At 64.4% G+C, this 12,806-nt stretch carries 13 protein-coding genes; 9 read left to right on the top strand and 4 right to left on the bottom strand.

Annotated features, from left to right (window positions below; translation table 11 throughout):
* Window positions 1–5: 5 nt before the first annotated feature.
* The 3 genes from GQB03_RS03355 to GQB03_RS03345 all read left to right on the top strand — a co-directional run bounded on the left by GQB03_RS03355 (window position 6) and on the right by GQB03_RS03345 (window position 2,045).
* A complete protein-coding gene (locus tag GQB03_RS03355; protein WP_159684400.1) occupies window positions 6–827 on the top strand; it encodes an FTR1 family iron permease in 822 nt (273 codons plus the stop codon).
* Window positions 828–1,048: 221 nt separating this feature from the next.
* Window positions 1,049–1,591 carry a redoxin domain-containing protein gene (locus tag GQB03_RS03350; RefSeq protein WP_159684397.1) on the top strand — a complete coding sequence of 181 codons (543 nt, stop codon included), beginning with the start codon at window positions 1,049–1,051 and terminating at the stop codon, window positions 1,589–1,591.
* A gap of 28 nt (window positions 1,592–1,619) precedes the next feature.
* The gene (locus tag GQB03_RS03345) at window positions 1,620–2,045 is read left to right on the top strand and encodes a cupin domain-containing protein (RefSeq protein ID WP_200832092.1); all 426 of its coding nucleotides are present in this window, start codon (window positions 1,620–1,622) and stop codon (window positions 2,043–2,045) included.
* Between the two features lie 98 nt (window positions 2,046–2,143).
* Here GQB03_RS03345 and GQB03_RS03340 read toward each other — a convergent pair whose 3' ends face one another.
* On the bottom strand, window positions 2,144–3,664 hold the full coding sequence (locus GQB03_RS03340; protein WP_159684394.1) for a methyl-accepting chemotaxis protein: 1,521 nt from the start codon (window positions 3,662–3,664) through the stop codon (window positions 2,144–2,146).
* Window positions 3,665–3,685: 21 nt separating this feature from the next.
* Window positions 3,686–3,808: a hypothetical protein gene (locus GQB03_RS23410; protein WP_268817515.1), complete on the bottom strand. Its 123-nt coding sequence runs from the start codon at window positions 3,806–3,808 to the stop codon at window positions 3,686–3,688.
* Between the two features lie 322 nt (window positions 3,809–4,130).
* Between GQB03_RS23410 and GQB03_RS03335 the strand changes: the two genes are divergently transcribed.
* The 6 genes from GQB03_RS03335 (at window position 4,131) to GQB03_RS03310 (ending at window position 11,001) form a co-directional block, all read left to right on the top strand.
* On the top strand, window positions 4,131–5,162 hold the full coding sequence (locus GQB03_RS03335) for a DctP family TRAP transporter solute-binding subunit (protein WP_159684391.1): 1,032 nt from the start codon (window positions 4,131–4,133) through the stop codon (window positions 5,160–5,162).
* A gap of 90 nt (window positions 5,163–5,252) precedes the next feature.
* On the top strand, window positions 5,253–5,741 hold the full coding sequence (locus GQB03_RS03330; protein WP_159684388.1) for a TRAP transporter small permease: 489 nt from the start codon (window positions 5,253–5,255) through the stop codon (window positions 5,739–5,741).
* Window positions 5,738–7,021, top strand: a complete 1,284-nt coding sequence (locus GQB03_RS03325; protein WP_159684385.1) for a TRAP transporter large permease — start codon at window positions 5,738–5,740, stop codon at window positions 7,019–7,021. The genes GQB03_RS03330 and GQB03_RS03325 overlap by 4 nt, the downstream gene beginning before the upstream one ends.
* 472 nt (window positions 7,022–7,493) lie before the next feature.
* Window positions 7,494–8,855 (top strand): dicarboxylate/amino acid:cation symporter, encoded by a 1,362-nt coding sequence (locus tag GQB03_RS03320; RefSeq protein ID WP_159684382.1) that lies wholly within the window; start codon window positions 7,494–7,496, stop codon window positions 8,853–8,855.
* Between the two features lie 112 nt (window positions 8,856–8,967).
* Window positions 8,968–9,651 carry an SDR family oxidoreductase gene (locus GQB03_RS03315; protein WP_159684379.1) on the top strand — a complete coding sequence of 228 codons (684 nt, stop codon included), beginning with the start codon at window positions 8,968–8,970 and terminating at the stop codon, window positions 9,649–9,651.
* Between the two features lie 534 nt (window positions 9,652–10,185).
* A complete protein-coding gene (locus tag GQB03_RS03310) occupies window positions 10,186–11,001 on the top strand; it encodes a D-alanyl-D-alanine carboxypeptidase family protein (RefSeq protein WP_159684377.1) in 816 nt (271 codons plus the stop codon).
* Window positions 11,002–11,040: 39 nt separating this feature from the next.
* Here the strand turns inward: GQB03_RS03310 and ppk2 are convergent, their stop codons facing one another.
* Entirely contained in the window at window positions 11,041–11,973 is a 933-nt protein-coding gene (gene ppk2, locus GQB03_RS03305; protein WP_159684372.1) for a polyphosphate kinase 2, read from the bottom strand.
* Window positions 11,974–12,104: 131 nt separating this feature from the next.
* Window positions 12,105–12,599, bottom strand: coding sequence for a hypothetical protein (locus GQB03_RS03300; protein ID WP_159684367.1), 495 nt, complete (start codon window positions 12,597–12,599; stop codon window positions 12,105–12,107).
* Between the last annotated feature and the right edge of the window lie 207 nt (window positions 12,600–12,806).

Genomic DNA, 12,806 nt, shown 5'->3' with positions numbered 1-12,806 from the left:
CAATCATGCTCGGCGCTGCGATCATCGTTTTCCGCGAATCCCTTGAGGCCGCGCTGCTCATCGGCATCATCGCGGCCGCCGCGCGCAGCCTGCCCGGGCGCAATCGCTGGCTGGCCGCAGGCGTCGCGGCCGGCGTGGCGGGCGCCTTCGTCGTCGCGGCATTCACCAGCACCATCGGCGAGCTGGCCGACGGTGTCGGCCAGGAGCTGCTCACCGCCGGCATCCTCGGCCTCGCCGTCGTGATGCTCGCCTGGCACAACATCTGGATGAGCCAGCACGCGCGCCAGATGATCACCGACGCCCGCTCTGTGGTGCAGGACGTGGCCGACGGCAAGCGCGAACTCTCCGCCATCGCGCTGGTGATCGCGCTCGCGGTGCTGCGCGAAGGCGCCGAGACCGTGCTCTTTCTGTACGGCATCGCCTCGCAGGGCGAAACAACCGGACAGGTGCTGGCCGGCGGCGCGCTCGGACTCGGTGCCGGTGCGCTGGTGGGCGCCGCGCTCTACATGGGCCTGCTGCGCATCCCGGTACGCTGGTTCTTCTCGGTCACCGCCGTCATGGTGCTGCTGATCGCCGCCGGCATGGCCGGCCAGATGGCTCGCTTTCTCATTCAGGGCGATATCATCCCGGCCATTGCCAGCCCGATCTGGGACACCTCCCGTCTGATCCCCGACGGCTCCGCGCTCGGTACCCTGCTCCACGTACTCGCCGGCTACGACGCACGGCCAAGCGCCATGCAGGCGCTCTTCTACATCAGCGCACTCGCGATCATCGTGATCGGCATGCGACTCGCCCGCCAGCGGCCGGCTCGGCTCGGGGCTGCTTGAGGGTATCCCCGCGCGCCAGAGACGATCCCCGTCGATCTGGCGTGCAGCCGGATCCGCTCGCAACGGGACGCTTGGGCAACGCCGTCTGACGGTCGCACGACGGCCCACCGTCGAAGCAGGCTATGCAGGGGTGGCTTGGCCATCGTCGGCGCCGACTGGCAATCGAGCGGTACCAACAGACCCGGTGCAAACTTTTGGCCGCCCGACGAGTCGATTCGACCATGACGATGACACCCGCCCCCACGACCGCCCCGGCGCGCAGCCGCCGAAGAGCCTGGCTGCGCGACCTGGCCTTTCTGCTGGCCATTCTCGCCGGCATGCACTGGGTTCAGACCCGCCACGTACCTGCCGGTCAGGCACCCGCCTTTCAGGCGCCACTCGCCGATGGCGGCGAGGTGACCTTGAGCAGCTGGCGCTCCCAACATGCAGGCAAGCCGGTGATGATCTATTTCTGGGCCGATTGGTGCGGGGTGTGTCGTGCGCAACGGGGCGCGGTCGAAGCCGTGATGGCCGACTGGCCGGTGCTCACCGTGGCGATGAGCTCGGGCAACGCGGCTCAAGTACGCCACTATCTCCGCAATGCCAACCTCGACTGGCCAACCGCCATCGATCCCGACGGCGCACTGGCCGCCCGGTTCGGCCTTCGCGGGGTACCGGCGATGGTGGTGGTCGGCCCCACCGGTGGAATTCGTGCTGTCTCCGTGGGGTACACGCCCTCATGGAGCTTGCGCGCACGTCTCTGGTGGGCCACGCTTCTGGGCTAAAGCGCTCTGGCGCGCGTTGGGGCAGGAAATGAGCAATCCGGATTCAATCGATCGAGCGGCCATCGTGCTGCGGCCGGGCGAAGGCAGGACGTATTCGATGGGTCGGATCTCGGCCGTGTTCAAGGCCGACCAGACCGAAACGCGCTCGAATTACTCGATATCGGAGTGGTGGCTCGAGCCGCACACGAAGGGGCCAGGGGCACATTCGCATGAAGAGGACGACGTTTTCTACGTCATCGAGGGAACCATGAGCATCCTTGTGAACGACACATGGATCGATGCGGAACGCGGCGCCTTTGTGCTCATCCCCGGCGGCGTCACCCACGATTTCGAGAATCGTGGCGACTGCCGGGCCGGCATACTGAACATTTCCTCGCCGGGGCCGTTCGAGCCGGCGATGCCGGACATCTCCGCCTGGTTCAAGGCGCACCCGCCGGGCTACGCCGGCGCCTGAGTCTTCTCCGGGGGTCGCCGGCCTCCGAGGCTGGACGATGAGTGGGCGTCCGCCCGGAAGCATGCACCCCCGCGCAGCAGCCGGACAACCGGCACCCGTCAGACACGGAAGCGCGCGACGATCGCGTGCATCTCCATGGACAGCTTGTCGAGCGCCTGCGAGGCTGAACGCACCTCGCCCAGGGCGTTTGCATTTTCCTCGCTCAAGGTCGCGATTGCCTCGACCCGCCGGGCGATGCTGTCGCCGGCCAGTTTCTGCTCGTTCAGGGCGGCGGAAATGTCGTGGCTGACGCTGACCACGTCGTGTGCGCCGCGGCGGATGTCATCGATGGCGGAACCTGCCTCGCGGGCCCCTTCGGCATTTGCCGCCACCTGATGGATCGCCCTGTCCATCACCGAAGTGGCGGTTTCCGCTTCCGATTCGATGGCGCTGACCACGGCCGAGATCTGTTTGGTGGCGGCCGCCGTGCGCTCGGCGAGCTTTCTGACTTCGTCGGCGACCACGGCAAAGCCACGTCCCTGCTCACCTGCGCGGGCGGCCTCGATCGCGGCATTGAGCGCCAGCAGATTGGTCTGCTCGGCCAGTTCATTGATCATGTTGGTCACCGAGCCGATCTCGCGGGAACGATCGCTCAGGGAGCGGACGGTCTGTTCCGATCGCTTGACCGTCTCGGTCATGGCAAGCATGTCGTTGATGGTGCGCTCGATCACCTCTGCGCCGCGTCGCGCCAGCTCCGCCGAGCGGGAGGATATTTTCTCCGCGTGCTCGGCGCTTTCGCTGACATGGTTGACGCTCACCGCCAATTCCTCGACGGAAGCAGCCATCGATTCCGTGGACTGGTTCTGTTGATCGACGCTGTCGCTCAAGGACCCAACCGAGCCGGCCAGCCGGGTCGAGGTGCCTGACACACGGCCGGCGTCGTCACTCAGGCGCCGCAGGATGCCCCGGAATTCCTGCAGCAGCGCGTTGACGCTCGCCGAGATCCGGGCAAACTCGTCGCGACCTTCAGTGGGTAGTGCCCTTGTAAGATCGAGCTCGGAGCGGATCGACGCCAGACCCGACTCCATTGCCTTCAGAGCCTTCGAAATTCGTCGCACTACGCTCACGGCGATGAGCAGCACCGCCAGGGCCGCGACGCCGACTACCGCGCCCATCATCACGCGACTGCCCACGTTTGCCTCGTGCAGGGCCGCCCTTTCGCGGTCGATATATGCAAGCTCCTCCTTTTCGACGAGCGCGATCAGCGACTCGATCTCCTCGGTCGCGGCTCGATCAACGCCCTTCACCTGCCGATCCACCTTCTTGCCGGCGTCCGGATCCTGCGGGTCGAAGGACGACAACGCGGAAAGATATGTTTCGCGCATCTTCGCGTGGGCCGCCATGAGCGCGGCTATTCGCTGAACGCGCCCCGGATCGGCCTCGGCGAGATCTTCGCCGCCCTGCAAACGGGCGGAGAGTTCGGTCAGCCTGGACTGTACCTTGTCCGCACTCGCGCCAAACTGCTTCTTGTACTTGGCGAAACTGTCCGGGTCATTGCCCCGCAGCAGGATGTTCTTCCACTCCTGGACCTGTTTCTTGAACTCCATTCCCGCGGACTCGATCAGCACCAGCGAATGCATGCCGTGGCTCACCTGCTGCAGCTACCTTCCCGTCGTCTCGTCGATGCGCCACAAGGCCCAGAGACCGCCAAGCGCAGTGGCAAGACCACCAAGGACGGCCACCAGCATCAGCGACAGCAGGCGGGAACGGATTGACGAGAACATCGAGATCTCCTGAGCCAGGAACAGTCAATGAAGCTGAGACGATATCGAGTCGCATTCGCGGAATCTTTAGCGGACTTCCCCGGAAACCCGCAGGCTTCCGGCGCAACCGCGCACCTTGCAAGCAGGCACCTCACTCGGCGCCCCTCGTCGATCCGCCCACCGGCCGGCATGCGGATCATCGAGCCGGAGCGCACGTTTTCTGCAAGGCCCGGGCGTCTCCGGATTTGGTCATTTCCACTTCCGGTTTGTAGAATCGGGGTCCCTCGCCGCCGGCAGCGCATCGGCAATGCCGGCAAAGAGAACACCTTACCGGAGACTCTTCATGCAAAAACGCCGTTTCAGTGCCCTTCTCGCGGGACTCTTCGCGGCTGCCGCGCTCGGCCTGTCCGCCCCCGCATCGGCCGAGCAGTACAAGGACGAGTACAAGATGTCCACCGTGCTGGGCGACGCCTTCCCGTGGGGCTGGGGCGCCAAGCGCTGGGCCGAGCTGGTCGCGGAGAAGACCGGCGGCCGCATCAACATCAAGGTCTACCCCGGCGCCTCGTTGGTTTCGGGCGACCAGACCAAGGAATTCACCGCGCTTCGCCAGGGCATCATCGACATGGCGGTCGGTTCGACCATCAACTGGTCGCCGCAGGTGAAGGAACTCAACCTCTTCTCGCTGCCCTTCCTGATGCCCGACCACAAAGCCATCGATGCGCTGACTCATGGCCGCGTCGGCAAGAAGCTGTTCGAGGACCTGGCCGCTCGCGACGTGGTGCCGCTCGCCTGGGGTGAGAACGGCTACCGTGAGGTGTCGAACTCGAAGCGCCCGATTCGCACACCGGAAGACCTCAAGGGCATGAAGATGCGGGTAGTGGGTTCGCCGCTGTTCCTTGCCACCTTCAGCGCGCTCGGCGCCAACCCGACCCAGATGAGCTGGGCCGACGCGCAACCGGCGATGGCCACCGGCGCGGTGGATGGCCAGGAAAACCCGCTGGCGGTGTTCAATGCGGCCAAGCTGCACACCGTGGGCCAGAAGTACCTCACCCTGTGGGGTTACGTGGCCGATCCGCTGATCTTCGTGGTGAACAAGAACGTCTGGAACAGCTGGTCGGAGGCTGACCGCAAGGCGGTTGCCGATGCGGCCCAACAGGCGGCCGCCGAGGAGCTGGCGCGTGCCCGCGCCGGCATTTCGGCGAGCGACGATACGCTGCTCAAGCAGATCGAGGCCAACGGCGTGACCGTGGTCCATCTCACCGACGCGGAGCGCAATGCCTTCCGCAAGGCGACCGCCGGCGTCTACAAGGAGTGGGCCGGCAAGATCGGCGAAGGCCTCGTCAAGCAGGCCGAGGAAGACATCGCCAAGCGCTGAGCGCAACAACGACGTCGAGTCCTGCCGGGCAGGCCGCATGCGGTCTGCCCGGCAGTGTTTTTATCAAACAACTTTGCAGCAGGTCAGGCAATGAGCACCGAGTTGTCCCCAGCCGGCGACGGGCAGCCCCCCGAGCCCTACACCATCGAGCAGATCCTCTCCGGGGTGGTGATGGCACTGATCGTTCTGATCACCTTCACCAACGTGCTGGTGCGCCATTTCACCGCCCAGTCTTTCGCCGCCACCGAGGAATTCTCGATCGCGCTGTTGATCGTTCTCTCCTTCCTGGGCTCCTCGGCGGCGTTTGCACTTGATCGGCACATCCGCGTGGTGTTCTTCGCTCAGCTCTTGCCGGGCCGCCTGCGCGCCACACTCGAGTGGCTTTCCTTCGCAGCCACCGCCAGCCTGTTTGCCTTCATCGCCTACTACGCCGGCCGCCTCACCTGGGACCAGTACCGGTTCGAGGAAACCTCGCCCGCGCTGGGCGTGCCGCAATGGTGGTACACCGTGTGGATGCCGCTGCTCGCCGCGTTGCTGGTGGTACGCCTGATCCTGAGCCGCGCCGGGAGAAAGGCATGACCGGCACCGTCCTGATCGGCCTCTTCCTGCTCGCCATGCTGGCAGGCCTGCCGCTAGCGGTGGCTCTCGGCGTCGCGAGCGTGACGGTACTGGCGATGGCCGGCTTCGACCAGCTCGCGGTACCCACCAACATCTATGCCGGCATTGCCAAATACCCGCTGCTGGCGATCCCGATGTTCATCCTCGCCGGCATGATCTTCGAACGCTCGGGCGTGGCGATCCGCCTGGTGCGCTTCGTCACCGCGATCGTCGGCGAATGGACCGGCTCGCTTGCAGTGGTCGCGGTGCTGGTGTCGATGCTGCTCGGCGGCATCTCCGGCTCCGGCCCCGCCGACGCGGCCGCGGTGGCCGCGGTGATGTTGCCGTCGATGATCGCGCGCGGCTACCCGAAGGGCTTCTCCGCCGGCCTCATCGCGGCCTCGGGCTCGACCGCTATCGTCATTCCCCCCTCGGTCGCCTTCATCGTGTATAGCGTGATGGTGCCTTCGGCAACCGTCCCGGCACTGTTCGCAGCGGGCCTTTTCCCGGGCCTGATCGCCGCCTTGTGCCTGCTGGTGCCTGCGCTGGTGATCAGCCGCAAGTACGGTTTCGGCCGCAATTTCAAGGCCGAGCGTCCACCGCTCGGGCAAAGCTTCGTCGACGCGATCTGGGGCCTGCTGGCGCCGGTGGTGATCCTCGGCGGCCTGCGTACCGGGCTGTTCACGCCCACCGAAGCGGCGGTGATCGCGGTGGCCTACGGCATTTTCGTGGGCATGGTGGTGTATCGCAGCATCGACCTGCGCGGCCTGTTCCGCATCCTCGTCGAAGCGGGCGAACTGTCGGCGGTAGTGCTCATGATCATCGGTATCGCCTCGGTATTTGCCTGGGCGGGCAATACCCTTGGCATCTTCGACAGTGCCGCGAAAGCACTGGTGGCGCTGCATTCCGACGAATGGCTGATGTTGCTTTCGGTCAACCTGCTGCTGCTCGTCGCGGGCATGTTCCTCGATGCGATCTCGATCTTCCTGATCCTGCTGCCGCTGCTGGTGCCGATCGCGGTGGCGATGGGCTGGGATCTGGTGTGGTTCGGGGTGATGATGACCATCAACCTCGCAATCGGCCAGTTCACCCCGCCGATGGCGATCTCGCTGATGATCACCTCGCGTATCGCCGGCATCGGCATGGAAGAGACTTTCCGCTGGGTGCTGTGGCTGGTGCTGGCAATGGCCGGCGGACTGGCGATCATGATCCTCTTCCCAGCCACGGCCCTGTGGCTGCCCGGACGACTCGGTTACCTCTGACCGAAACCACCTGTGGACGGACCGGCCGGCGCGCTCCGACCGCCCGGTCGCTCGCCGGTTCATCGAATTCCGGTTTGCCGATCGAGCGAATTGGCGAGCGAAGAGGTTGAGCCCTCGCCCTTCACGGCGCATCATGGGGGCGGCGTGGCACCGCCACCCACCCGTCCCGCAGCGGGCAGGCAGCCGAGATCCGTCGTCGTGCCGGTGAAGATTCGGTCGGTTCGCCGGATTGCTCAATGCCTTTTCCGCCCGCGGGATCCGGGCCGGTCTGCCACCCGCCAAGGGTCGTGCTTCCGCGTCATCCCGGCGCCAGGGGCGGCCATTCGACTGCGCAAGTGCCTGTGACACCCGGGCGCTTTTCCGGGCCCTGAGTCCGTCTTTGTATCTGCAGACCGAGAGTACTGCCGCAATGTCCCTGGTCGACGCTGCGTCGGCGCGGGACAGGCGGCACATTCGACAGGGGGATCACGCAATGGCTGCAACCGATCGGCCGGCCCAGACCGGCAAAAGGATGTCTCTCACCACGAAGATCATGATTGGCATGGTCGCCGGTATCGTTGTGGGGCTGATCTTCAACCAACTGGGCTCAAGCTTCATCAACACCCACATTGTCGGCGGACTGTTTGCCATGATCGGCAAGATGTTCGTCAACGCGCTCAAGATGCTGGTGGTTCCGCTGGTGGTCTTTTCGCTCATCTGCGGCGTGCTGGGGATCGGCGATATCCGCATTCTCGGACGGGTCGGCAGCAAGGCCTTCGTGCTCTACATCGTGACGACGGCAGTGGCCATCGCGGTTGCGATCGGTCTGGCAATACTCATCGCACCGGGTGCCGGATTCAACATGGAAGGCGTCAACACCAGCGGCATCACGGGCAAGGAGGCACCGAGCGTATGGAACGTGTTCGCCAACATCGTGCCGACCAACCCGATCGCCGCGATGGCCAATGGCGAGATGCTGCAGATCATCTTCTACGTGATCGTACTGGGCGTGGCCGCGCTCATGCTCGGCGAGGCATCCACATCCTTCGCCCGCGCCTGCGAGTACATGAACGAGTTGATGATGAAGGTGGTCGGGATCGTCATGGCGGCGGCACCCTACGGGGTTTTCTGCCTGATCGCCAAGACATTCACCGAACAGGGCGTCGAACTCTTCGTTCCGGTCCTGGCCTATGTGGTGACGCTGGTAAGCGCCCTGTTCCTGCACCTGTTCGTTACCCTGATGATCCTGTTCAAGGTCCTTTCCGGGCTCGATCCGCTCACCTTCATCAAGAAGATCCGCCCGGCCCAGATCTTTGCGTTTTCCACCGCGAGTTCGAATGCCACCATTCCGGTGACCTATCGGTGCGTGACCGAGCGCATCGGGGTCGACAATTCGGTCGCATCCTTCAGTGTGCCCCTGGGCGCCACCATCAACATGGACGGTACCGCCATCATGCAGGGCGTCGCCACCGTGTTCCTGGCCAACGTCTATGGGATCGATCTGGGCTTGAGCGGTTATCTGACCGTGATCGGGATGTCGGTCCTGGCCTCGATCGGGACGGCTGGCGTGCCCGGTGTCGGTCTGGTCATGCTGACGATGGTACTGAGTCAGGTGGGGCTTCCGGTGGAAGGCATTGCCCTGATCCTCGGCGTGGATCGTCTCATGGACATGATCCGTACGGCGGTGAATATCACGGGCGACGCGGGCGTGACCACCATCGTCGCCAAAGGCGAGGGCAAGCTTGACCTGGCAATCTATTCCGATCCGAATGCCGGTACCGTGACGGACGAACTGGGGATCGACCCGGCGGCCGAGGAAGCGCTGGCGGCGGCGGCCCACCATGCGGCGAGATAGGCGCACGGCACCGGGATCCAGGCCACCCACGCAAGCCCGCGCGGCGTAGAATCCCGGCGGTCGCCCCTGGGCATCGTGGATGCTCGGGGTGCATTCAGGCACAGGAGATGCGATGTCGAATCAGAACCTTCATGGCAAGCGTGTCCTCATCACCCAGGCCGACATGTTCATGGGTCCGGTGCTGTGCGAAGTGTTTGCCGCACATGGCGCCACGGTCGTCGCCAGCGAGGATCCGCTGCTGGATGTCGAAGCGCCCGCGGCAGTCGTCGCCGCGGCCGGCGAGATCGACGTGCTGCTCGCCAATCTGGCCATTTCCGCGCCGACGACCGCCGCAACGGAAGTTTCCGAGGCGGAGTGGAACGACACGTTCGCCGCTCTCGTGCATCCGCTTGCACGCCTGTTCCGCGCAGCACTGCCGGCGATGATCGAGCGTCGCGCGGGCAAGATCCTGGTCATGGGCAGCGCATCGGCCCTGCGGGGAATCAGGCGTGCATCGACCTACAGCGCGGCACGTGGCGCCCAGTTGGCCTATGTGCAGTCCGTCGGTATCGAGGTAGCGCCCCACAACATCCAGGTCAACGCGATCGCGCAGAACTTTGTCGACAACCCCACCTATTTCCCGCCAGAAGTTCAGGCCAACCCCCGGTTCCAGGAGCGGCTGAAACGCGAAGTGCCGCTCGGGCGGCTCGTGGGCGCCCACGAAGATGCAGCGTTCGCCGCCTATCTTTGCAGCGATGCGGCGGATTGTTTCGTCGGCCAGGTGTTCCCGATGTGCGGCGGCTGGGTTCCGCGCTGAACCGGTCAGTCCCGGCGACGCTACTCGCCCCGACACTACTCATTCACCAGTGAGGCCATGCACCCGGCCTCCTGTCGAACCACTCGCGCGGAATGAACGCTTCGAGCGAGCGCAGCGCGCCTTGGCGTGTCGCGCCCCCGGCCAAGGCGACGACCGCAAGCCGTTCCAGGTCGCCCCCGGGCCGGATTCACCACCAAAGAAGTACCGCCCGTCGAACGCCTGCCACAACACCGACCACGGGCCCCGACGTGCAGGCAGGACCCCGTCCCGCCCAAAAATGGGCACCCTTGCGACAAATCGTCACCCGATCGTGTAAGCCTTCGCTGGTGCGGTGCAACGCTTTCATTTAGTTTACCGGCGGTATTCGTCGTGAAGTCCGCCCGATTGCAGTTTCCGGACGGAACGACTGAAATGCGCTCAAAGAACGCGTCGAGTAGCCGTAGCAACGCTGGTCGGGCATCGACACGGTACGTCGCCCAGGCGCGATACTGAAACACGGATCGACAGACTCACTTGCTGGTAGGCATCGGAAGAATGGATCGCAGACATTTTCTTCAGGCTATGGCGGCCGGGGCGGCCTGCATGCAGGCGCCCGGTCTGCATGCCGCGCAAAAGCCCCTGGACGACGCATCGATCAAGGACTACCTCTTCAAGATTCGCCATCCGGACATGCACCATGCCAGCGATGTCGTGGCCGACGAGCGGACCCGTGCCATCCTGGCGAATGTCAATCGGCGCCTCACGGCCGTGCGCGAAGTCGTCGGTTTCGGCAATTTCAATGTCCTCAGCTTCGACGAGATGCTCGAGTTCGGACGTCGTTATTCGCAGATCGGCGAGTTCACCCGGGCCGAGCTCGATCTGCTCGAATCACTCTTCTACGAAGATGCGTCGCGATACGGTTTCTACGGGGAAAAACCACTCGGCAAGATCACCCAGCGGGTCGATCTGCGCGAAGTCATCAAGATTCCGAATACCGGGCACTACGTGTTTGCCGGCAAATCGCTGACACTCTACGAGAAGGTGCTCAAGCAGGTCGGCGGCAACCTGACACTGACTTCCGGCGTGCGCAGCGTCGTCAAGCAAATGCAGCTGTTCGTTGCCAAGGCCGACGCAGCGGACGGCAATCTGTCGCTGGCATCACGCTCGCTGGCGCCCCCGGGATACTCATTCCACGGGGTCGGCGATTTCGACGTGGGCATCAGGGGCTGGGGCGAGCGCAACTTCACCGACGATTTCGCCGACACCGACGAGTTCCGCAAGCTGCTGGACCTCGGTTACATCGACATACGCTACCCGCAGGACAATCATCAAGGCGTACGCTTCGAGCCCTGGCACATCAAGGTCACCTGACGTGCAGCGCCGCCCTGTCGGTGCCTGCCTGCCCCCGACTCAGTAGATGGCGGGAACGAACATGTCGTCTGGCACCGGATTGCGGATGTAGTTGGCGTTGTATACCCGCGCGGGCAATTCGACCGACGAGCGCTCGATTTCGCCGTAGGGAATCTGGGTCAGCAGATGGTGCATGCAGTTCAGGCGTGCGCGCTTCTTGCCGCCAGGCTGGATCACCCACCACGGGGCTTCGGGGATGTGCGTGCGTTCGAGCATGATCTCCTTGGCGATGGTGTATTGCTCCCAGAGGCGGCGCGACTCCATGTCCATCGGACTGAGCTTCCACTGCTTGAGCGGGTCGTGGATACGCATCTGGAAGCGGCGGTTCTGTTCATCGTCGGTCACCGAAAACCAGTACTTGACCAGGATCGTGCCCGAACGGATGAGCATCTTCTCGAATTCGGGCACCGAGCGAAAAAACTCTTCGTATTCCTCGTCGGAGCAGAAACCCATGACGCGCTCGACGCCGGCACGGTTGTACCAGCTACGGTCGAACAGGACGATTTCGCCGCCAGCCGGCAGATGATTGACGTAGCGCTGGAAATACCATTGCGACTGCTCCCGCTCGCTCGGCGCCGGCAAGGCGGCAACCCTGCACACGCGCGGGTTGAGCCGCTGGGTGATGCGCTTGATGGCGCCCCCCTTTCCGGCCGCATCGCGCCCCTCGAAGAGCACCACCAGCTTGAGCTTGTGGTGAACCACCCAGTCCTGCAGCTTGACCAGCTCGCCCTGTAACCGCAGGAGTTCCCGGAAGTACAGGCGACGATCCATGTCGCGCTCGCCACTGTCGAGACCCGCGGTATCGTGCTCGAGCAGCGCCTCCATGCGGTAATCATCAAGCTCCATCTCCAGCTCTTCGTCGAAGCTGTCCAGCAGCTCGTCGTGGAGGTGGGGATCGCGACCGACATCGCGCGCGAAACTGTCGGAACTCATAGGGGGAAATCTCCGCCGAGGGGATGGTCCGGATGATATACGCAACCGCGTTCGACCGAGATTACGGAAATGTTATACGCTGCGCCGCGGCGACAACCGACACGTGGCACCGGGCGTCTCGCCCGGTGCCATCAGCGGCGCATCCTGCAGCGTTTGCCTTCGTATTCGTGGCGATTCAGCGTGTAGGCCTTGCCATTCCAGCGCAGCACCGGAAAACAGAACCCGGGCCCGCCGACCTCGATATCGGGCCAGCCCCCGACCCCTTTGGCAGCGAGGAAAGTGGGAATCCCCGTTTCCGCGTTGATGAGCTTCCAGCGACCTTCGCCCTGCCGACTGACGATGCTGTAACCGGTGCCCGTCATGCCGTAACAGTAGGTCCCGCCCTCGGTGATCACCGCCTCGGGCTGACCGTCGCCGTTGAGATCGCGTACCTGCTCGATCCGCCCCGGGCTGTAGCTTGCGGTACCCGGATCGTCACAACCGCTGCGCCACTGGCCCGCGCGTTGGGTGAATCCGGCCGCCTTGAACGCAGCCGCCTGATCGGCGCCGGAGAGCACGATCGCATCTGCCGCCAGCGCACAGCCGGCCGACATCACCAGCCCGAGAAAGACTGCCGTTTTCTTCATGTCGCACTCCATCGTCTGTGGCCGGCTCGAACGGGCCGGAGGGCAGTTCCAGAATAGTTGCAGACGCCGCCGCTATCCAATCGGTTCGACAAGTCATTTGTCGGCGGACGACATCCGCCGCGAACGCCCGAACCGTGATTGAAAACGGTAAAGTAGTACGCCACGGGGGGGCCTGGCGCGGTTCGCATGCGTTCGGCCACCGGACGT

The sequence above is a fragment of the Cognatazoarcus halotolerans genome (assembly GCF_009800965.1).
GTDB lineage: Bacteria > Pseudomonadota > Gammaproteobacteria > Burkholderiales > Rhodocyclaceae > Cognatazoarcus > Cognatazoarcus halotolerans.
The sequence above is the reverse complement of the archived record's forward strand: the minus strand, read 5'-3'. Positions and strand labels throughout refer to the sequence as shown.